We start from the raw sequence: 19,887 nt of genomic DNA, 5'->3' as shown, positions 1-19,887 counted from the left end.
AATGGAGGAATTTATGGAACAGAGAAATGAGAATAAAACAGAATTGAAAATGATAAAGATGTCAGATGTCCAGTCTCAGACAGTGGACTGGCTCTGGTATCCGTTTATCCCTTATGGAAAATTAACGATTATTCAGGGAGATCCCGGTGATGGAAAAACTACGCTGGTATTAAATATTGCTGCAAGATTGTCTAAAGGAGAAGGTCTGGATAACGATATGAAAGTAACAGAACCCGTGAATATTATCTATCAGACAGCGGAAGATGGACTGGCAGATACAGTAAAACCCAGACTGGAGCTGGCAGAAGCGGTCTGTGAAAGAATTATGGTTATAGATGAAACAGAAAAATCACTTTCCATGATTGATGAAAGACTGGAAACTGCTATCAAACAGACTGGTGCGAGAGTGCTTATTTTAGATCCGATTCAGGCATACCTTGGAGGAACAATGGATATGAACCGTGCAAATGAAGCAAGGGATATGACGAAAAGATTGAGTTTGTTGGCAGAAAAATACAAATGTGCAATTTTATTAATCGGACACATGAATAAAGCTGGTGGAAACAAAGCTGCATATAGAGGAATGGGTTCGATTGACTTTTTTGCAGTAGCCAGAAGCGTATTACTGGTAGGAAGAATAGAGGGAGAACCGGATTTAAGAGCAGTGGTTCAGATTAAAAATAATCTGGCTGCATTTGGGCATTCCAAAGCATTTCGCCTGACAGAAACAGGATTTGAGTGGATAGGTGACTATGAAATCACAGCAGATGAGGTGCTTGGTGGAATTGCGCCAAAGGTAAATAAACTGGAACAGGCAAAGAAGATGCTGAGGGAACTGGCAGAAACATCAACTTCTGTGCAAAGCAGTGAAATCTTTGATATGGCAGAAGATTTGAATATTTCTAAAAGAACACTGGAAAATGCAAAAAAGGAACTTGAAATTAAGGCAAGACGAATCGGCAATTCATGGTATTGGGATTTAGATAAAGTTAAGCCGGAATAAATTAAGGGTGCAACATTGCAGAGTATATAGAAAATGCGGAATTAAAATGCAAGGTTGCAATCTGTAAAGACATTGCAGTGTTGCGTCCTTACATAAATTGTAAGAAGGTGAGAGCTTGAAAAACGTTATGATTCCAGAGGAGTTATTTGGAAAGATTATAAAATATCATTTACTGGATCAGGAACAGGAAGCAGATGATATAAGAAAAGGTCTGGAGAAAAAGCTGGATGCAATGGTAAATCGTGAGGTATACAGTAAATTCAAAACTGCACCAACAGAAGAAGAACGGGAAAAGTTCCGGCAGGAGTATCTGGACAGAAAAGGAATGCAAGAGAGCTTTCGATGGTAACAGTTCTTATTGATTATCTTTTTACAGGAGCGTGTCACGCACCTGTGAGAAGTAAACAAGGAGAAAGTTGGTAAGGTGCAGACGGAAAACTGTGGCTGGAATGTGAGACGGCTGTAAATTTGATAGTTGTGAAGAAGGGAGAAAGATACAATGAAACAGGGAAGATTAGGATATAACAGTAGCAATAACAGATATGGGTTGTTGGCATCAGACTTATGGATTGATACGGGATTTCACTGTGGAGAAGGTCTTGAGGTGCTGGTCGATGATAAGTGGGTAAGGACAAGAATGGAGATGAATCCAGCAAGAGAATGGTATCTGGTTGGAACGCCATACTGTGGAGATCTGGAATATGTGCAGGCAAGAATAACGGAATAATTTAATCGAGAGAGTAACGAAAGAGATAAAATAGCCCCCGGCAGGGCGCAAGGGTACTTTTGATGGACGGAACGGCTGTCGAAAGTGCTTTTGCGTTACTTTTGACAAAAGTAACAAAACCGCCGTATCCGGCGAAGATTTCTTTTTATACTATAGCTGGTAAAGATACAAATTTATGTGCCATGTCTGGCACTGGTTTTAGAAAGTGGGGTGACGAACATGACGCTGAAACGAACAATTAGTGGTATGATCGGGACAGGTTCTCTGGCTCATAACAGAAGGGAATTTATAGCAGAAAATGTTGATTCAGACAGAGTGCAATTAAATATTTGCTATCAGAATGAGAATTTAAAAGAAGTTTATAAAGAACTGTTTGATGAAGCTGTAGAACGATATAATATCGGGAAAAGAAAAGATCGACAGATTACAAATTACTATGAAAAAATCCGGCAGGGCAAACAGGAAAAATTGTTCCATGAAGTGATTTTCCAGATTGGAAATCGAGAAGATATGGCTGTCGGAACAGCAGAAGGAGGTCAGGCTGTAAAAGTACTGGATGAGTATGTAAAGGACTTCCAGAAACGGAATCCAACGCTACGGGTATTTGGTTGTTATCTACATCAGGATGAAGCTACGCCACATCTACATATTGATTTTATTCCTTATGTAACTGATTGGAAAGGAAAAGGAATGGACACCAGAGTTTCGCTGAAACAGGCATTAAAAAGTCTTGGATTTCAAGGTGGGAATAAGCATGATACTGAGTTAAACCAGTGGATGAACCATGAAAAAGAAGTTCTGGCAGGGATTGCAAAAGAGCATGGTATTGAATGGGAACAGAAAGGCAGTCATGAGGAACATCTGGATGTCTATAACTTCAAGAAAAAAGAACGGAAAAAGGAAGTACAGAAATTAGAGCAGGAGAAAGAGTATCTAACTGCAGAAAACGAAGAACTGACAGCACAAATTGCGGAATCCAGAGCAGATATCCAGATTTTAAAAGACGATAAGGAACAGGCAATTAGGGAGAAGCAAGAAGCAGAACAAAGGGCAGAGGACGCAGAAAAAGAACTAAAAAGTCTGGAAGATCGTCGGAATGTGCTACAACCAATCATGGATAATGCCAGTAAGGAAATAAAAGAATATGGAATGATTAAGACGTTTTTACCGGAGGCAGGAACATTTGAACGTGCAGTACCTTACAGGGAGAATAAAATCAAGCCATTGTTTATCAAGATGAAGAATCAGATTGCTGCATTAGCTGGAAAGGTTGTAGAGCTTAACAAAATGGTAGAAAGCTGGAAAAATAAATATCAAAAATCTGTTGAGGAATGTGATAATATCCAGAAACAGTTAGACGATGTACGTAAGGAAAATGGAAAATTATCAAATGATAATCAACGTTTACAGGAGACTTCGGACAGATATGACAGAGTGGTGCGTATTCTGGGAATGGAAACTGTAGAGGATGTGGTGCAGCAGGACATTAAAGAACAAAGGGCACTGGAAGAAAAACGGCGAATGGAGCAAATGCCAAAGGGAAGCGTTCTGAAACAGTTGGAATGGGCAACTCAAAAGAGCCAGATTGAAAACCAACAACGTAAGAAAAATAAAACAAAATACAAAGGATTGGAGATTTAGACTATGAAAAAACAGATTTATGATGAGAAAAATGGAATGAGCTATACGTTGCATGGAGATTACTATTTGCCGGATCTGGTTTTAAGAGAAGAAGAACCGACATATGGAAAATATGGAATGTTACGAAAGCAGTTCTTAAAAGAACACAGATCAGCAAGGTATCAGCATTTGTTATTGACTGGAAAGCTGAATGAACATCTGAATCAGACTGATCAGGAAGCTAGAGAACAGGTGGAAACGCTTATGGAACAGATGACAGAAAAACAGGGTGTAACTGAAGAATTAAAGGCACAGGATCAGATGGAGAGGGTCAGGCTGATGAATAATATAAAAGCTAGTGCAGAAGAAATTGTATTGAAAAACATGATATATGTGTGATTGCGAGGGGGATAAGATCGCTTTTTTACATTTTTGTATATTAGAATAGAACTTTAGAAAGCACTATGGTAAAATAAAGTGAAGGTAAATTGAAAGTTATCAAAACAAAGATAAAAACGCAACGTGCATCTTTGATGTGCCAGAGCCGGTAGGTAGCCCGGCCGTCCTATATAAATAGGGTAAGTAACCTGCCCCTCCGGGTTGTCCATTCTTTGTTCAATAAATTTTAGGAGGGATTTTTATGGACAAAGTAAATGGAAGATTGACGGTATATTTTGAAGAACCATTTTGGGTAGGCATATTTGAGCATATTGAAGATGGTAAATTATCTGTGGCAAAGGTAACATTTGGCGTAGAACCAAAAGAATATGAAGTGCAGGAATATATTCAAAAATACTATTTCGGTTTGAAATTCAGTCCGGCTGTTGAAGCTATTGTAAAGGATATAAAAAGAAATCCGAAACGGATGCAGCGTTCAGCAAAAAAGCAGATGCTGGAAACTGGCATTGGCACAAAATCGCAACAGGCGTTGAAATTACAACAGGAACAGAACAAACAGGAGCGTAAAGAAAAAAAACGAAAGAAAAAAGAGGCGGAAGAACAGCGAATGTTTGAACTAAAACAGCGAAAGAAAAGAGAAAAGCATAAGGGACATTAAAAGTCCTTTGAGCTTTTTCTCAAATTCGGGATTTGGAGGTATAAACAATGAGGAAATGTGAAAAGTGTGGAGCAAGTATGAAATTAGATTTAAGACTTAAAGTTAATGGCGGTGGCTATGGGATGGTTGTTCGTGTAGATGAAAAACAAAAGGCGACAACTATAGATGATGTTAGAGTTGCAGTCTGCCCAGAATGTGGTTATACAGAAATGTATTTAGAGGATTTAACGAAATTGAAATCTTAAAAGACAACTTTCAGATTTTTAGAATTAAGAAAAACGAAATTTAGGGAGGGTCTATAATTGAAATTAGCAGATTTAGCAACAGGTTCTGATTGGATAGTGTGGATTGTCTTTGTAATATTTGCTGTACTTTCTATAGTTTTACTTTCTGGACACGGAAGCTGGTTTATTTCTGGATATAATACAGCTTCAAAAGAAGAAAAGAAAAAATATGATGAAAAGAAGTTATGCAGGACAATGGGAGTTGGAATGTCTATTATAGCAATTCTTGCATTAATTATGGGCTTGCTTGAAAATATTTTGCCTGCATTTTTTGTATATATTGCATTGGGAATCATTGTAGTTGATGTCGTGGTTATTATCATTTTAGAAAACACACTATGCAAAAAGTAATAACTTCTGGTTTGAGGAATTGACTGAAAGGAAGGCATTATATGTTCTATATTTATATTATTTTTGACTTTGCAATGGCAGTGATTATGCTTTTATTTGGAATATGGTTTTATAGGTCAAAAGGACAAGCATCCAAATTCTTGTCTGGTTATAATATGAAAGCAGCAGAAGAACGAAAAAAATATGATGAAAATGCTATGTGTAAGGCATATGGGAAGAGAATGATGTTTATGTCAATTCCTTTTATTGCTGGAATGATTATAGATATTTGGCATATAGGAATCGGTTGTTTAATTGCATGGGTGATATGGTTTGTTATGTTTATTCTGCTACTTATGGATAGACATAAAAGAGAAGGTTAATTTATAGAGGAATAGAATGCTTTTGGGGTGAAAATACCGTTTATTTGTTTTAGACATACGATGTCCGGTTGAAAATTAGCGGATTCTCGTTTTATGTCGTGGTAATTTTGATACATATTGGTAAGCTGTAAGTGGAAGAGAGGTAGAGACATGGACACAAAAAAGATTGGAGCTTTTTTAAAGCAATGTCGTAAAGAAAAGAATCTTACGCAAGAGCAGCTTGCCGAGAAGTTTGAGGTATCTGCAAGAACAGTTTCCAGATGGGAAACAGGAATAAATATGCCAGATCTCAGTATACTTGTTCAACTTGCTGAATATTACGATGTTGAGATGAGAGAGCTCCTGGATGGAGAAAGGAGCCAGACTATGAATAAAGAGATGAAAGAAACACTGGACAAAGTTGTGGTGTATGAAGGATGGGTGAAACAAAAAGCATTAAAGGCTGGAAATCTTGCATTTGCATCAATGTTTGTGATTAGCGTGTTAGCGATTATTATTCAGATGTTATTAACTGTGGATATTCGCTTGGTTTTAGGAGAGACAGCAACTGCTTTGGTAGGAGGAATCCTGTACGCCTCTATTATGGTGTACAATGGAATATGGGATAAATGTTTGCCAAAAAGTGCTACTATATGGCGAGATTTTTTCACCAGTGTGATATTTGCAGGAATTTTTACCGTCATCTATGGTGTATGCTTATTTAGAATGGGAGCTACAGAAACACAGATAACACGATTAGCATTGGGATTTCTGATTGGTATTATTATTGTGGCATTTATTATTCTTAGGCTCTTGGCATTTATTAATCGAAAAAGAAACCAGAATTCGTTAAATGTTCAGGAGAAAAAGGAAACTTCCCTATCTAAGGTAGAATGGATAAAAATTTATAATGCACAGAATATAGTAGAGACAGAACAACTTGTAGAAATGTTAAAGCAAAATGGAATAGCAGCTTTTTCACAGGAAGCAGGTGCGAATGTTGCAATGCATGGGGCACCTGGATTTGGAATATATGGTGTGGATATATTCGTGAAAACCGATGATGCAGAGAAGGCAGTACAGCTGATTAAGGAGATTAATAACCAAGAGAATGAAGAAAATTTTTGACATTTTCACACATGCGTGCTAATATGATTATAGAAAAAGAGTGCTACCGATAGACGGTTAGTCCGATATATGTTTTGACAAAAATTGCCGCTTAGTTTACCAGACCAGGGCGGCTATTTTTGTGGTTTATTATTATCCTTGCCAAAGGTATATCCAAGACCAAAGCAGGTTAAGCCGAAGCTCACTACTGCTATAAAATCAACAATACTCATGGCTTAGCCCTCCTTTCCAGTGGATTCTCTTTCGAGTTTCTATGTAATCAGAGGGTCACAGTCCCTCTGCTGAAGGACTAACCGCCTACCGTTATGATAGCACCCATGTTTCGATTATAACAGTCAAGGTGGGAATCTGCAACCGGAAAGTTGACAGCTCATGAAAATCTGGCTGTGATACCGTTTTGATACTAAAAAATGAAGAGAACAGAAATATAGCGTAGAAATCCTATAACACAGGACAATAAAGACACGAAAATCACAGAAAATAATGAGATTTTAAGAACCTCACAAACGTGAGGGTGGACGTACTGTAGGATCAGGACGTGTTGCTACAATCATCGAGTAATACAATCTGAATATAGATTTGTTATCGCAAGATAACGTTGTGTCCAAACGTAAGATACCCGTAGAACTTCGGTTCTACGGGTTTTTCTGTTGCCTAGAAATATATAAAAGAGTGGCAAGTAATAACGAACGGTATAGAAAAACGGCTGCCGGGAGAGTATTCTGACAACCGTTTGTGATAACAGAATGATAACAAAATCCTGAAAGCGGATTGACAAATTTGAAATCAATGCTATACTACCACTATAACAAAGTTAGCAATAGGCTCTGGTTCGATTCCAGATATCGCCACCATATTAGGAATTCTTTTGAGTTCTATGATTTCGGGAATAGTATATGACATCGAAAAGTGCATTTACAAGAAAGGAATTGATATTATGAAAAAAGAAATCTTATTAGTAGGTCTGGGTATTTGCGGCGATATGGTGTAATGGTAGCATGGAATGATAAGCAATTCCCCCAGACCACCAAAAAGAAAGAGCTCTTCGTGAGCTCTTTTTCTTATGCACAAAATTAAGTCAGATCATATGTCTTGATGTCATTGCCTTCAGTGCCCTTCTTAACGATAGTATGGCAACCTATCGTAGTTCCCATAGCGCGCAGTTTCCATTCTTCCTGGGTAGCATTTAGCTTATCCAGTTCTTCTTGTCTTTTATATTTATCTTCAATAGCTAATATTTCAGCTTTTTCCTTTTCATAGACATTTTTAAATTGACACCATTTCCTGAAAAAGTCCTGCATTGTAGGATTATCGAATGTCAGCGCAACCTTCTGATCAGGTGTTTCAGCAAGTGAGAGGTTCACCGAATCATCAATAGAAAACAACAGAGAGAGTACATCTCCGACTGTTTCGATATTAAAATCCAGAAAAACACTTACGTTTAATCCCAGTGCAGTTGCTATCTTTTCTAACTGATCTGGTTTTGGATTTCGGATTCCAAGTTCATATTTTCTGATCGTACCTACGTTAATGCCGGACAGCTCGGCTAATTGTATCTGACTGTATCCTCTAAATTCCCGGAATGCCCGGATTTTTTTGCCAACCATAATGCTGCCTCCTTGATAATATTTATGCTTCTATTCTAGCACAAAAGTGAATGATACAAAAGAGTGAGATTTAACAAATTCCTGATACGCAAGCAATAGGTATGGAATGAAAAAAATAAATTCGCAAATGTTTATTGACAAATTCACAAAAGTGAATTATTATAAGAGAACAATAAAGGAGTCACAAAAGTGACTTGAAAGGAGGACGCTATGAGAACTAATTATATGATGAATGTTGATGATGTCATGGAAGAATTAGGTGTGAAACGCAGTAAAGCATATTCTATTCTTAAGCAGCTCAATGATGAACTGGCAAAGGAAGGATATGTAGCAGTTCGTGGAAAGATTCCACGTCCCTACTGGGAAACAAAATTTTATGGATGCTCTCAGAGAGCAGTATGAAGGAGGATTTAAGATGTCAGCTTACAAGGACAAAACACAGGGAACCTGGTATGTGAGCTTCCGTTATATTGACTGGACAGGAAAGAAAACGCAGAAGCTGAAAAGAGGGTTCAAGACAAAGAAAGAAGCATTAAATTATGAAAAGGAATTCATAAGAAAAACTGCAGCGGATATGAAGATGGAGATGAACAGTTTTATTCAAGTCTATTTTGAAGATAAAAAGAATGAACTGAAAGAAAATTCAATCCGTAATAAGCAACACATGATGAACAAGCACATTGTTCCGTATTTTGGAACAAGAAAAATGAATGAGATTACACCAGCAGAGATTATCCAGTGGCAGAATACCATTCAGGAAAAAGGATACAGCAAGACTTATGAGCGTATGATCCAAAATCAGTTAAATGCACTGTTTAATCATGCACAGAAAATTTACAATCTGAAGGAAAATCCATGTAAGAAAGTAAAAAAGATGGGGAAATCGGATGCAAATAAGCTGGAATTCTGGACGAAAGCAGAATATGACAGATTTATTGCCGGGATTGAGCCGGGGAGTGAAGATTATCTGATATTTGAAATTCTGTTCTGGACAGGAATCAGGGAAGGAGAACTTCTGGCATTGAGTCTTTCAGACTTTGATATGAGTGGTAATCTTTTGCATATCAATAAGACTTATAACCGGATCAGGAAAAGAGATGTGATTGATACTCCAAAAACAGAAAATTCAGTCCGTACCATTGATATTCCTAATTTTCTTAAAGAAGAGGTGCAGGAGTATGCGAAGAAGCATTATGGATTTCCGGAAAATCAGCGGTTATTTCCGATTGTGGCGAGAACACTGCAGAAACGGCTCAAGAAATATGAAGCATTGACCGGTGTAAAACCAATCAGAGTGCATGATATCCGTCACAGCCATGTAGCATATCTGATTTATCAGGGTGTAGAGCCACTGATCATCAAGGAAAGACTGGGGCACAAAGATATTCAGATGACATTAAACACTTATGGTCACCTGTATCCGTCACAGCAAAAAAAGGTAGCTGAGATGTTGGACAACAAACGTTAAATAAGGAGGAAAAGACACATGAAAACAAAGAAAGTAGTCAGAAAAATATTTGATACGCTCAATTATAGTAAGAAGCTGAAGATAAGTTCCATTTTACCGGATCGAGATTCGGATTATGCGATTCTTCTTGAATTAGAGGATGGAAGCAAATTTGAAATTATCATTATCCCAACAAGGAGATTTGTGTAAGGAGTGGAGCTATGACTACTGACAGACAAAAAGAAAAAGCCCAGACAAAATATCTGAGCAAGTTCTCTGATAATCAGATTCACTGATATACCATCTTGGCAGATTTAGTATATCACGAATTGAAAGATACAACAATTCCCGAATATCTGTTCATCAGAGACTTGCCCGGAGGGGCAGGAGGTAGAAGTGACATTATTTGAACAGGTAAAAGAATGTGTGACAGCCAGACAGGCTGCGGAGCATTACGGGATTAAAGTAAAAAGAAATGGAATGGCGTGTTGTCCGTTTCATAAAGACCGACACCCAAGTATGAAGGCAGATAAAATATATCACTGCTTTGCATGTGGAGTGGGCGGTGATGCGATAGATTTTACAGCAAGGTTATTTGGAATATCACAGTATGAAGCTACGAAAAAGCTGATAGAAGATTTTGGACTGGATATAAAAGTCGAAGACAAAAACAAATACAAAAGGACGCACCAAAGCAGGAATACTTTGATATCAAAGAAACCTAAAGTTCTGATGATCAGAGAAAAACTGGAGCAGTGGTTGAAACATGCAACTGACGTGCTGATCAGATATCTGAAATGGATTCAGTTCTGGAAAGAGTTTTACAGACCAGAACCGGAAGAAGAATGGCACGAATTATTTACGGAGGCATTGGCAAATGAAAGAAAGATAAATGACTATCTGGACGTGCTGATGTTTGGAACAGGAGAAGAGATTGTAGAGTTTTTCAAGACGAAGAGAAGGGAGGTTGAAAAAATTGAAGAAAGAATTAACGAATATCAGCGAGGAGTCCTTGATGGAATTAGAAGATATTGTGAACGAGGAGATGCTTACAACAGAAGATGTCAATGATATGTTGGAGCATACGGATAAAGGAAGAACAAAGCAGACAATCAGAAATTGTGTAACCGTATTACAAAAAGATCCAGTGCTGAAAAAAGCGATTAAACGAAATGAGCTTTCTGGAAGAATGGACATTGTGAAAGAGGTGCCTTGGGAACGGAGAAATAACAGTTCTACGGTTACAGATACTGATGAAAATAATCTGAAAATGTATCTGGAAGAAAATTATGAACTGACAAGTGAGCGTGTGATCAAAGCAGGAGTAGATATTGTTTCCAATGAAAATAAATATCATCCAATTAGAGATTATCTGGAAAGTCTGGTCTGGGACGGGATTCCAAGAATAGAAAATATGCTTCCGCATTTCCTGGGAGCAGAAAAGAGTAAATACACAATCGGAGTAATGAAAATGCATATGCTGGCAGCGATTTCAAGAATTTATGAACCGGGAATAAAGTATGATATTATGCTGTGTCTGGTTGGAAGTCAGGGAGCCGGAAAGTCCACATTTTTCAAATATCTAGCGATAAAAGAAGAATGGTTCAGCGACAATCTGGATCATTTGGATGATGAAAATATTTACAGAAAACTGCAAAATCACTGGATTATCGAAATGGGAGAAATGAAGGCAACTATCACAGCAAAGAATATTGAACAGATAAAATCGTTTCTGAGCAGACAGAAAGAAACTTATAAAGTACCTTATGAAGTTCACCCAGAAGACAGACCGAGACAGTGTGTATTTTGCGGTACTTCAAATGATCTGAATTTCCTTCCGCTGGACAGAACCGGAAACAGAAGATTTGCTCCGGTGATGACAGATATGTCGAAAGCAGAAGTTCATATTCTGGACAATGAGGCAGAGAGCAAAGCCTATATCGAACAGGCCTGGGCGGAGGCAATGGTACTGTATCGACAGGGAAATGTGTTCTTAGGATTTACAAAGGAAATTGAGGAAGAGGCAAAGCGTCTGCAGAAAAAATTTATGCCGGAAGATACCAATGCCGGAATCATACAGGCATTTCTTGATGACTACGATGACGATTATGTATGTACAAGAATTCTGTTCGATGAAGCGCTACATCGAACCGGAGAAATGAAACAGTGGGAAGGTAAAGAAATTGCCAATATTATGAACAATGCGATTGTAGGCTGGAAACCACATGGTACACATCGATTCGGAAAGGAATATGGAATACAGCGGTCATGGAAACGGATGGAAGATTCGGTGAAGAAAGATAAAGACGGCTTTATGGAAGTACCGGAACAGTTGGAAATACCGTTTGAGTAAAGATTATTGTAAACGATGTAAACGGAACTTGAAGAAAAAACTTAAAACGTTAACTTTTAAAATCTTTTGAACTCCGTTTACAAATTCCGTTTACAGACTGGAAAGGAGCAGAAAATGATGAAACAGGGAAGATTAGGATATAACAGTAGCAATGGTAGATATGGATTATTAGCATCGGATTTATGGATTGATACAGGATTTCACTGTGGAGAAGGACTGGAAGTGCTGGTAGATGATGAATGGGTACAGACCAGAATGGAGATGAATCTGGCAAGAGAATGGTATCTGGTGGGAACGCCTTATTGTGGAGATTTGGAATATGTGCAGGCGAGGATACCAGAATAAACAGATCTATGATCCACTTCGGTCGGTGCAGAACAGACGTCCATAAGGAAGTTATGCCCCCGGCAGGGCGCAAGGGGACTTTTGATGGACGGTACGGCTGTCGAAAGTGCTTTTGCGTTACTTTTGACAAAAGTAACAAAACCGCCGTATCCGGCGAAAGTTTCTTAAATATCGCCATGTCTGGCGTAAATAAAAATTATGTGCCATATCTGGCACTCAAACAGAAAAGAGGTGAGAAAATTTATGATGAAACGAACAATCAGTGGCATGATCGGAGCCGGTTCACTGGCTCATAACAGACGGGATTTTGTAGCAGAAAATGTAGATCCGGACAGAGTACAACTGAACATTTGTTATAAGAATGAGAATCTGAAGGAAGTTTATAAAGAGCTGTTTGACGATGCGGTTGAGAGATATAATGTCGGGAAAAGAAAGGACCGGGAAATTGCAAATTATTATGAAAAAATCCGACAGGGCAAACAGGAGAAGTTATTTCATGAAGTGATATTCCAGATTGGTAATTGTGAGGATATGGCAGTGGGAACGTCAGAAGGAAATCTGGCTGTAAGGGTACTGGGCGAATATGTGAAAGACTTCCAGAAACGGAATCCGACACTTCGGGTATTTAGCTGCTATCTGCATCAGGACGAAGCTACTCCGCATCTGCATATTGACTTTGTTCCTTATGTGACCAACTGGAAGGGAAAAGGAATGGATACCAGAGTTTCACTGAAGCAGGCATTGAAAAGTCTTGGATTTCAAGGTGGAAATAAGCATGATACAGAACTGAATCAGTGGATAAATCATGAAAAGGAAGTGCTGGCTGAAATCGCAAAACAGCATGGAATTGAATGGGAACAGAAAGGCACACATGAAGAACATCTGGATGTTTACAATTTCAAGAAAAAAGAACGCAAAAAGGAAGTGCGGGAACTGGAGCAGAAAAAAGAAAATCTGACAGTGGAGAATGAAGGATTGACTTCTCAGATTGCAGAAGCAAGGGTAGATATTAAGCTACTGGAAGAAGAAAAAATTCAGTTTCAGAAAGATAAAGAGATAGCGGAAAAACGTGCGGAGAAAGCAGAAACGGAATTGAAAAAACTTGAAGACAGAAGAGAATTCCTGCAACCAGTGATGGATAATGTCAGTAAGGAAATAAAAGAATATGGAATGATCAAAACATTTCTGCCGGAAGCTACAGCATTGGAACGTGCGGTAACTTACCGGGATAAGAAAATAAAACCATTATTCATTGAAATGAAAAACAAAATCGGTGCGATGGCTGCACAGGTGAAAGAACTCACAAGAGAAAGAGATAGTTGGAAAAGTAAGTTTCAGAAGAAAAAGCAAGAGCATGAAAAAACAAAAAAGGAACTGGCAGAAGTTCAGAAAGATTATCAGAAATTGTCTGGTGAGAAAGAAATACTGCAGGGAATTGCAGACAGATATAACCGACTTTTACGCATGTTGGGGAAAGATATGGTAGAAAGACTGGTACAGGACGATATACGAATCCAGGAGGAACTTGAAGCGAGAAAACAGAAAGAGCAGATGCCGAAAAAAATAGGTGACCGCATACAATGGGCAAGAGAACGAAGTGAAGAATACAATGCACAGATAAAGAAGAACAAAACAAAATACAGAGGAATGGAGTTGTAAGGATATGAAGAAACAGATTTATGATGAAAAGAATGGACTGAGCTACACATTGTATGGAGATTATTATTTTCCAGACCTGGAAATCAATGAGGAAGAACCTACATATGGGAAATATGGAATAATGCGAAAACAGTTTTTGAAGGAACACCGGAGTGCCAGGTATCAGTATCTGGTACTGACCGGGAAATTGACGGAGTATCTGAATCAAGTCGATAAAGAAACAAGAGAAAAAGTTGAGATGCTGGTGGAACAGATGGCTGAACGGTGGGGCGTGACGGAAGAACTGAAGTTGCAGGATCAGATGGAATGGGTGAGGAGGATGAATAATATTAAGAATGTGGCAGAAGAAATAAGTAAGCAAATAATATTCAAGTAAATATAATAAAATATTGAGTTATTTTTTCTCTTTTGGTATGATAAAGATGAATATCTATGCAGAAAAGAAGGGAAAGAAAATGTCATATGATTTTGAAAATAAAAAGATAAATGCAAATGTACGCACTGGTGAGTTATTTCAAATTCATGGAATGCAAGATTATTATTTAGGAGTAACATTTAGATACCATGCAAAAACTTGGAATGGATGCGTGCCTATAAAATCAAAATATCAGGGGACAGATATACCACGTACATATGAAGATGTAAAAGAGTGGGTATTACAATGTTACACGGAATTGGATCCAGGAAGAAATGATGTATGGCAAAATGAACAACGGCATTATTGGGAAAATAGACAGGCTTTTGATACGCAAGCTGTTTTTGATGCACTAAATGGGAATGATGTTATGACTAAATGGCAGTGTAGAAAATGTGGTCCGGTACCACAAGCAAATCCACAACCTGCAGCAAGAATAAAAAAACTGCGCGAAAGTGGGTACTATATTGCGACTATGAAAAAAGATTGTCCGACGTGTGGGAAAAAGGAATTTTATGATTTATTAATTAGACTTCCTCGAAAAGCAGCGGATAATGAAAAAAGATTTTCTATTTCTACAAGCCTTCAGAATAAAATAAAAAACGTTTTACCATTAAAAGATGCTTGTTTTGATTCACCACAGACTGCTTCAGAATTGGTTATAGATCATAAATTCCCTTCTTCACGTTGGGTAAATGGAGAAACCGTGAATGAAACAAATATGTCAGAAGAAGAAATAAAGAAAAAGTTTCAATTATTGACAAACCAGACAAATCTTCAAAAAGAAAGATATTGTAAAAAATGTGTATCGGAAGGAATAAGAGGAGACTTTTTTGGGATAAAATGGTTTTATGAAGGCGATGAACAGTGGAGAGGATCATCAAAAGCTGATGAGAATGGTTGTATCGGTTGCTGTTGGTATGATTTAATAGAATGGAAAAATCAATTTAACAAATATTTGAAAGAAAAAGAATAAAATATATTGAAAAACGAACGTATGTTTGATATGATGAAAGCGTGCTAGCATATGTAGGTTTTTGTATATTCAAATTTAGGAAAGGAGAGGGCGCAATGATAAAAACAGTTGGAAGTATATGTTCAGGAATAGAAGCAGCTTCCGTTGCTTGGAAGCCACTAGGGTTAGATTTTAAATGGTTTTCAGAAATTGCACCATTCCCATCAAGAGTATTAAATGAAAAATTTCCACAGATAATAAATCTGGGGGATATGAATAACATTCCGGAAGAATTGATAAACGAAAATATATGTGCACCAGACCTTATATGTGGAGGAACACCTTGCCAAGCATTTTCATTGGCAGGTGGAAAAAGAGGGTTGAATGATGAAAGAGGAAATCTGACATTAAAGTTTGTTGATATAATAGAAGCAAATGATAAAGTTAGAAAAGAGAGAAAGCAAAATCCAAGTATCGTATTTTGGGAAAATGTTGAAGGAGTTCTTACGGATAAAACAAATGCATTTGGATGTTTGATTTCATCATTAGCCGGTTTAGATAAAGCAGTTGAAATGAAGAAATGGCCTAATGCAGGAATATTAGAAGGGGAAAAAAGAAATGTTGCTTGGAGAGTTTTAGATGCTAAGTATTTTGGCTTGCCACAGCAAAGACGAAGACTATATGTTTTGGCTGGAGGAAAAGACTTTCACCCAGAGGAGATTTTATTTGAACTGCATAAGGGTGAGTTTGTAGAGTATCCAACAGGAGATTTAACATTTGAAAAAGAAGGACATTCTTTTGAAGTGTTTCGAGAATATTCAGATTGCCTATATTCAGCTTATGGAACAAAGTGGAATGGTAATGCAGCAGCATATAATGGATCATTGTTTGTTGTTCAGGACGAAAAAATAAGAAGACTTTCGCCACTTGAATGTGAGAGGTTAATGGGCTTCCCGGATGAGTATACTAATATTAAAGGCGCAAAACGAACGAATAGATATCAAGCTATAGGTAATTCGTGGGCCGTTCCAGTGGTGCAATGGATCGGAAAAAGATTAGTTTCATATGAATTAACAGAGAGCATCTATAAAGAAAAGAAAAAATATATTGATGAATCGATGATTAATGAGTATCAAAATGCTATTTTATATGATTTCAGTAAAGGAATTATTGATGTTGGAGCGATGAAGCTTAATTGTACTGAACAGCCAGAAAAATGTGAATTTAGATCATTAAAAGACATTATTTCTGGGGATGCACCTAAAGAAATTTTTATTTCACCAGTTGGGTGTTATGGAATTATCCGTAGAAAACAGGAAAGAAATTTGAGCATTAATAGTAGGTTGGAAAAAGCATTACTTAAAGGTGCTAGTGGAATGACAAAAGAAGAGATAGAAAAACGATCTCGGATACAAAAAAGAGGAAAGCATAGTCAAGATAATAAAAAATTAGCCTATGCTTAAAATTAAAATAAGGCATATATTGAATTGACAAAAGATGTTGTAAATTTGATGTATGTCTTATTTATTTATAAAGAGATTTTGAAGAATAAGTAGGAGGAAAAACATGAGTATAGAAGCCGGTGGAGCATTTTCCGGAAAACTTGAAAGCATAGATGGATTAAAATTAAATAATAGAGCGGAAATACATATTAATAAATATTATCAAGGGATAATTACGCTTTATAGAGTTTCAAGAAAAATTGTGAATATGGCGCAAGAAAAGATTGAGTATTTGGTAATTAAACTAGAAAATGAAGAGAAGATAACTGCAATTGGGTTAAATTTTAAATCGGCTTCTGGAGGAGTTAACAATTGTTTTAAACTTGAATTGCAGGCGGATATATTGTTAAAAGGAAAAATGGCTTATGCTAATACTTCTAAATTTCAAGAGATATATTTTGAAATAACGGAAGGAAATGAATTGATAGGTTTATGTCCGTACGATGTAAATAAAAATTATGAAGATATTATATTTTGCCGTAAAATTGATATACCAATCAATGTGGAAAATAGAAGTGTCCAATTGGAAAATGGAGAATTGATATTTGGCGTTTATCCGAAATATCAATATAGTAAAGAAGCGTTGTCCATTGGATTTGCACATCGTATTACATGGAAATTTAATTCAGCCATAGACATAGAAAATATAAGGGAAAATTTGTATATAATAACAGACTTTTTTTCGGTATTGGCAGGAGAAAGTGTTACAATTAATGCTTTGAATTGTGTGGATTGTGATAAGTTGGTAGAAGTTATGGGAATCTGTAATTTTCCAAAAGAAAAATTAAATATATTGAAAAATGATACAATAGATTATACATCTTTTAAAAGAAGCTCCTTATATAAAATAACTGATTTTCAAAATTTAGAACAAGCATTAAGATATTGGTTTTCTAATTACGAAAAGATATATAATGCACAACAAGCATACGGAAGAATTTTGTTGGATGAGGAGGTGAAAATTGTTACAACAAATAAATATTTAGCTGCAATGCAATTGATTGAAGGATACACTCAAGCATACGCAGATGAAGAAAAAGAAATCAAAGAATTTGAGGAAAAAAAGAATGAATTGATTAGTAAACTTGAAAGTAAAGAAGAAAAAGAGTTAGTTGAAAAAGGCTTGGGATATTCAGGTATATCTTTTAGAAAAGCAGTGAAGGATTATTTGCACAAAGGTTATAATCTTTTTGAAGAAATATCTAAAAAGAAATTTGTAGAGAAAAAAGAAAAACTTATAGATGATATAGTGCATGATCGAAATTATTACACGCATTCTTCGAATAGAATATCTGCAATAATGAAATTTGATGATCTGTTAAATGTTTCTAATTTTTGCAAGGAATTATATAGAATTATAACTCTGCGAGATATGGGTCTTGCCATAGAGACTATTAAGCTTAGGTCGAGAAATAATCGAACCTTTTTTGCATTGATGAAAAAAATAATGGACATTGAGATTGAAACTGATGATCTCAAACTTACAGAGTTTGATAAGGCGATGCATTCTTTTTCGGATAGTAAATAGCGTGATAACATCATGATAACAAAATCGCCCAAAACTATACGGACACATCGGAAAATCCGGATTTTCCCACACAAATCACACGAAAAATCACCATTTGCACACCGCAATACATTGGTCTGATATCGTGAAGGTGGACGTACTGTAGGATCAGGACGTGTTGCTACAGTTATCGAGTAATCGTTAATTAGTATAACATCCTAATTTAATATATATTAAGTACCGCAAGGTACATTGTGTCCAAACGTAAGATACCCCGGAACCGCAAGGTTTCCGGGGTTTTTCTGTACTCTAAGAAAAGAATTGTTCGTAAATTTATCAGCAAGATGAAATACGGATAAATTTAAAATTGAAAAATAAGGCTTGCGGTGCCAAAACGGTGCCAAAAAGAAACTCCTGCGAATGTTTGCTATTCACAGGAGTAATTTTTTTACCAGCCTTTGATCTGTTTGATCTGTTCAGCACGTTCTGGATCACGATGATATTGTAGTTTCAGACGGATTGTTTCTACAATATCCAGCTTTTAAAAGATGACAAGGAGCAGGCAGTTAAAGATAAAGAGGAAGCTGAGAAGCGTGCGGAAAAAGCCGAGAAAGATCTGCATAGCCTGGAAGAACGCAGAGAACGGTTACAGCCGGTAATGGATAATGTCAGCAAAGAAATAAAGGAATATGGAACAGTGAAAACTCTACTTCCAGAAGCTGGTGCATTGGAACGTGCAACAACTTACCGGGATAAGAAAATAAAACCACTGTTTACTCAGGTGAAAAATAAAATTGCTGCGATGGCTGCACAGGTTAAAGAACTTGCCGAAGAAGTAGAAAAATGGAAACACAAATATCAGAAAACAAAGCAAGCATATAACCAAATACAAAGAGAGCTAGATACAGTGCGTGAAGAAAAAGAGCAGTTATTTGATGAAAAACAACAATTGCAGGATGTTTCTGATAGATATGACCGGGTAGTGCGTGTTCTTGGAGAAAATGCTGTAGATGATGCGGTACAACAGGATATACAGGAGCAGAAGGCATTAGAAGAAAAGCGACAAATGGAGCAAATGCCAACAGGAAGTATTCACGAAAGACTTGCCTGGGGAGCCAGAAAGAGCGAGATGGAGAATCAGCAGCGTAAGAAAAATAAAATAAAAAACAGAGGAATGGAGAGATAAGATGATGAAAAAGCACATTTATGATGAAAGCAATGGATTAAGTTACATACTGCATGGAGACTATTACCTGCCAGATCTGGCAGTGAATGAGGGAGAACCGACATATGGTAAATACGGAATGTTGCGGAAACAGTTCCTGAAAGAGTATAGACCGGCACGATACCAGTATTTATTGATGACTGGGGAGCTGACGGCACATCTGAACCGAGTCGATCAGGAGACCAGAGAGCATGTGGAAACCCTGGTAAAGCAGATTGAGGAAAAACAAGGTGTGACGGAACAACTGAAAATGCAGGATCTGATGAAATGGGTTGGATTGATAAATAATATAAAGGCATGTGCGGAGGAAATTGTGTTGAAAGAGAGCGTGTATATGTGAGCAGAAAGGGCAGTCGGAAGG

24 protein-coding genes are annotated in these 19,887 nt (G+C 37.1%); 23 read left to right on the top strand and 1 reads right to left on the bottom strand.

Features of this window, described 5'->3' with window-relative positions:
* The first annotated feature begins 1 nt into the window (after position 1).
* From GPK81_RS05765 to GPK81_RS05720, 10 genes are all read left to right on the top strand, one after another.
* On the top strand, positions 2-1,003 hold the full coding sequence (locus tag GPK81_RS05765) for an AAA family ATPase (RefSeq protein WP_072522256.1): 1,002 nt from the start codon (positions 2-4) through the stop codon (positions 1,001-1,003).
* 127 nt (positions 1,004-1,130) lie between these two features.
* Positions 1,131-1,352 carry a hypothetical protein gene (locus GPK81_RS05760; protein ID WP_055059751.1) on the top strand — a complete coding sequence of 74 codons (222 nt, stop codon included), beginning with the start codon at positions 1,131-1,133 and terminating at the stop codon, positions 1,350-1,352.
* A gap of 150 nt (positions 1,353-1,502) precedes the next feature.
* The gene (locus tag GPK81_RS05755; protein ID WP_114002719.1) at positions 1,503-1,730 is read left to right on the top strand and encodes a DUF5348 domain-containing protein; all 228 of its coding nucleotides are present in this window, start codon (positions 1,503-1,505) and stop codon (positions 1,728-1,730) included.
* Positions 1,731-1,949: 219 nt separating this feature from the next.
* Positions 1,950-3,371, top strand: a complete 1,422-nt coding sequence (locus GPK81_RS05750; protein ID WP_147567297.1) for a plasmid recombination protein — start codon at positions 1,950-1,952, stop codon at positions 3,369-3,371.
* Positions 3,372-3,374: 3 nt separating this feature from the next.
* A complete protein-coding gene (locus GPK81_RS05745; RefSeq protein WP_215683684.1) occupies positions 3,375-3,749 on the top strand; it encodes a TnpV protein in 375 nt (124 codons plus the stop codon).
* A 241-nt stretch (positions 3,750-3,990) separates the two neighbouring features.
* The gene (locus tag GPK81_RS05740; protein ID WP_055059745.1) at positions 3,991-4,407 is read left to right on the top strand and encodes a YjdF family protein; all 417 of its coding nucleotides are present in this window, start codon (positions 3,991-3,993) and stop codon (positions 4,405-4,407) included.
* 47 nt (positions 4,408-4,454) lie between these two features.
* On the top strand, positions 4,455-4,652 hold the full coding sequence (locus GPK81_RS05735; protein ID WP_008373560.1) for a zinc ribbon domain-containing protein: 198 nt from the start codon (positions 4,455-4,457) through the stop codon (positions 4,650-4,652).
* A 57-nt stretch (positions 4,653-4,709) separates the two neighbouring features.
* Positions 4,710-5,042, top strand: a complete 333-nt coding sequence (locus GPK81_RS05730; protein ID WP_008373562.1) for a DUF3784 domain-containing protein — start codon at positions 4,710-4,712, stop codon at positions 5,040-5,042.
* Between the two features lie 41 nt (positions 5,043-5,083).
* Entirely contained in the window at positions 5,084-5,404 is a 321-nt protein-coding gene (locus tag GPK81_RS05725; protein ID WP_114002721.1) for a DUF3784 domain-containing protein, read from the top strand.
* A gap of 150 nt (positions 5,405-5,554) precedes the next feature.
* The gene (locus GPK81_RS05720; protein WP_114002722.1) at positions 5,555-6,511 is read left to right on the top strand and encodes a helix-turn-helix domain-containing protein; all 957 of its coding nucleotides are present in this window, start codon (positions 5,555-5,557) and stop codon (positions 6,509-6,511) included.
* A 1,073-nt stretch (positions 6,512-7,584) separates the two neighbouring features.
* Here GPK81_RS05720 and GPK81_RS05715 read toward each other — a convergent pair.
* Entirely contained in the window at positions 7,585-8,118 is a 534-nt protein-coding gene (locus GPK81_RS05715) for a helix-turn-helix domain-containing protein (RefSeq protein ID WP_055260936.1), read from the bottom strand.
* A 210-nt stretch (positions 8,119-8,328) separates the two neighbouring features.
* Here GPK81_RS05715 and GPK81_RS05710 point away from each other — a divergent pair, with 210 nt between their 5' ends.
* The 13 genes from GPK81_RS05710 (at position 8,329) to GPK81_RS05650 (ending at position 19,866) form a co-directional block, all read left to right on the top strand.
* Complete coding sequence (locus GPK81_RS05710; protein WP_016441025.1) at positions 8,329-8,520, top strand: hypothetical protein; 192 nt, start codon at positions 8,329-8,331, stop codon at positions 8,518-8,520.
* Positions 8,521-8,533: 13 nt separating this feature from the next.
* On the top strand, positions 8,534-9,586 hold the full coding sequence (locus GPK81_RS05705) for a site-specific integrase (RefSeq protein ID WP_055056241.1): 1,053 nt from the start codon (positions 8,534-8,536) through the stop codon (positions 9,584-9,586).
* 18 nt (positions 9,587-9,604) lie between these two features.
* Positions 9,605-9,775: a hypothetical protein gene (locus GPK81_RS05700; RefSeq protein WP_165854697.1), complete on the top strand. Its 171-nt coding sequence runs from the start codon at positions 9,605-9,607 to the stop codon at positions 9,773-9,775.
* A gap of 186 nt (positions 9,776-9,961) precedes the next feature.
* Positions 9,962-10,636 carry a CHC2 zinc finger domain-containing protein gene (locus GPK81_RS05695; protein ID WP_215706687.1) on the top strand — a complete coding sequence of 225 codons (675 nt, stop codon included), beginning with the start codon at positions 9,962-9,964 and terminating at the stop codon, positions 10,634-10,636.
* Positions 10,581-11,918: a virulence-associated E family protein gene (locus GPK81_RS05690; RefSeq protein WP_215706709.1), complete on the top strand. Its 1,338-nt coding sequence runs from the start codon at positions 10,581-10,583 to the stop codon at positions 11,916-11,918. The genes GPK81_RS05695 and GPK81_RS05690 overlap by 56 nt, the downstream gene beginning before the upstream one ends.
* A 117-nt stretch (positions 11,919-12,035) precedes the next feature.
* Complete coding sequence (locus tag GPK81_RS05685) at positions 12,036-12,263, top strand: DUF5348 domain-containing protein (protein WP_117753950.1); 228 nt, start codon at positions 12,036-12,038, stop codon at positions 12,261-12,263.
* 243 nt (positions 12,264-12,506) lie between these two features.
* Positions 12,507-13,922: a plasmid recombination protein gene (locus GPK81_RS05680; RefSeq protein ID WP_275945127.1), complete on the top strand. Its 1,416-nt coding sequence runs from the start codon at positions 12,507-12,509 to the stop codon at positions 13,920-13,922.
* 4 nt (positions 13,923-13,926) lie between these two features.
* On the top strand, positions 13,927-14,298 hold the full coding sequence (locus GPK81_RS05675; RefSeq protein ID WP_215706685.1) for a TnpV protein: 372 nt from the start codon (positions 13,927-13,929) through the stop codon (positions 14,296-14,298).
* 79 nt (positions 14,299-14,377) lie between these two features.
* The gene (locus GPK81_RS05670; protein WP_182440000.1) at positions 14,378-15,313 is read left to right on the top strand and encodes a hypothetical protein; all 936 of its coding nucleotides are present in this window, start codon (positions 14,378-14,380) and stop codon (positions 15,311-15,313) included.
* Between the two features lie 95 nt (positions 15,314-15,408).
* The gene (locus GPK81_RS05665) at positions 15,409-16,755 is read left to right on the top strand and encodes a DNA cytosine methyltransferase (RefSeq protein ID WP_118236022.1); all 1,347 of its coding nucleotides are present in this window, start codon (positions 15,409-15,411) and stop codon (positions 16,753-16,755) included.
* Between the two features lie 103 nt (positions 16,756-16,858).
* Positions 16,859-18,322 carry a HEPN domain-containing protein gene (locus tag GPK81_RS05660; RefSeq protein ID WP_215706684.1) on the top strand — a complete coding sequence of 488 codons (1,464 nt, stop codon included), beginning with the start codon at positions 16,859-16,861 and terminating at the stop codon, positions 18,320-18,322.
* A gap of 637 nt (positions 18,323-18,959) precedes the next feature.
* Positions 18,960-19,487 carry a hypothetical protein gene (locus GPK81_RS05655; RefSeq protein WP_119248406.1) on the top strand — a complete coding sequence of 176 codons (528 nt, stop codon included), beginning with the start codon at positions 18,960-18,962 and terminating at the stop codon, positions 19,485-19,487.
* A gap of 4 nt (positions 19,488-19,491) precedes the next feature.
* Positions 19,492-19,866 carry a TnpV protein gene (locus tag GPK81_RS05650; RefSeq protein WP_119248407.1) on the top strand — a complete coding sequence of 125 codons (375 nt, stop codon included), beginning with the start codon at positions 19,492-19,494 and terminating at the stop codon, positions 19,864-19,866.
* The last annotated feature ends 21 nt before the right edge of the window (positions 19,867-19,887 follow it).

It is taken from the genome of Blautia sp. MCC283, assembly GCF_018785565.1.
Taxonomy (GTDB): domain Bacteria; phylum Bacillota; class Clostridia; order Lachnospirales; family Lachnospiraceae; genus Blautia_A.
Note: the sequence above shows the minus strand (reverse complement) of the source record. Positions and strands in the feature narration are given on the sequence as shown.

Excerpts from the sequence above, each read along its gene's own strand:
- GPK81_RS05765 (WP_072522256.1), top strand. The coding sequence starts at position 2 with ATGGAGGAATTTATGGAACAGAGAAATGAGAATAAAACAGAATTGAAA.
- GPK81_RS05760 (WP_055059751.1), top strand. The coding sequence starts at position 1,131 with ATGATTCCAGAGGAGTTATTTGGAAAGATTATAAAATATCATTTACTG.
- GPK81_RS05755 (WP_114002719.1), top strand. The coding sequence starts at position 1,503 with ATGAAACAGGGAAGATTAGGATATAACAGTAGCAATAACAGATATGGG.
- GPK81_RS05750 (WP_147567297.1), top strand. The coding sequence starts at position 1,950 with ATGACGCTGAAACGAACAATTAGTGGTATGATCGGGACAGGTTCTCTG.
- GPK81_RS05745 (WP_215683684.1), top strand. The coding sequence starts at position 3,375 with ATGAAAAAACAGATTTATGATGAGAAAAATGGAATGAGCTATACGTTG.
- GPK81_RS05740 (WP_055059745.1), top strand. The coding sequence starts at position 3,991 with ATGGACAAAGTAAATGGAAGATTGACGGTATATTTTGAAGAACCATTT.
- GPK81_RS05735 (WP_008373560.1), top strand. The coding sequence starts at position 4,455 with ATGAGGAAATGTGAAAAGTGTGGAGCAAGTATGAAATTAGATTTAAGA.
- GPK81_RS05725 (WP_114002721.1), top strand. The coding sequence starts at position 5,084 with ATGTTCTATATTTATATTATTTTTGACTTTGCAATGGCAGTGATTATG.
- GPK81_RS05720 (WP_114002722.1), top strand. The coding sequence starts at position 5,555 with ATGGACACAAAAAAGATTGGAGCTTTTTTAAAGCAATGTCGTAAAGAA.
- GPK81_RS05715 (WP_055260936.1), bottom strand. The coding sequence starts at position 8,118 with ATGGTTGGCAAAAAAATCCGGGCATTCCGGGAATTTAGAGGATACAGT.
- GPK81_RS05710 (WP_016441025.1), top strand. The coding sequence starts at position 8,329 with ATGAGAACTAATTATATGATGAATGTTGATGATGTCATGGAAGAATTA.
- GPK81_RS05705 (WP_055056241.1), top strand. The coding sequence starts at position 8,534 with ATGTCAGCTTACAAGGACAAAACACAGGGAACCTGGTATGTGAGCTTC.
- GPK81_RS05700 (WP_165854697.1), top strand. The coding sequence starts at position 9,605 with ATGAAAACAAAGAAAGTAGTCAGAAAAATATTTGATACGCTCAATTAT.
- GPK81_RS05690 (WP_215706709.1), top strand. The coding sequence starts at position 10,581 with ATGGAATTAGAAGATATTGTGAACGAGGAGATGCTTACAACAGAAGAT.
- GPK81_RS05685 (WP_117753950.1), top strand. The coding sequence starts at position 12,036 with ATGAAACAGGGAAGATTAGGATATAACAGTAGCAATGGTAGATATGGA.
- GPK81_RS05680 (WP_275945127.1), top strand. The coding sequence starts at position 12,507 with ATGATGAAACGAACAATCAGTGGCATGATCGGAGCCGGTTCACTGGCT.
- GPK81_RS05675 (WP_215706685.1), top strand. The coding sequence starts at position 13,927 with ATGAAGAAACAGATTTATGATGAAAAGAATGGACTGAGCTACACATTG.
- GPK81_RS05670 (WP_182440000.1), top strand. The coding sequence starts at position 14,378 with ATGTCATATGATTTTGAAAATAAAAAGATAAATGCAAATGTACGCACT.
- GPK81_RS05665 (WP_118236022.1), top strand. The coding sequence starts at position 15,409 with ATGATAAAAACAGTTGGAAGTATATGTTCAGGAATAGAAGCAGCTTCC.
- GPK81_RS05660 (WP_215706684.1), top strand. The coding sequence starts at position 16,859 with ATGAGTATAGAAGCCGGTGGAGCATTTTCCGGAAAACTTGAAAGCATA.
- GPK81_RS05655 (WP_119248406.1), top strand. The coding sequence starts at position 18,960 with ATGGATAATGTCAGCAAAGAAATAAAGGAATATGGAACAGTGAAAACT.
- GPK81_RS05650 (WP_119248407.1), top strand. The coding sequence starts at position 19,492 with ATGAAAAAGCACATTTATGATGAAAGCAATGGATTAAGTTACATACTG.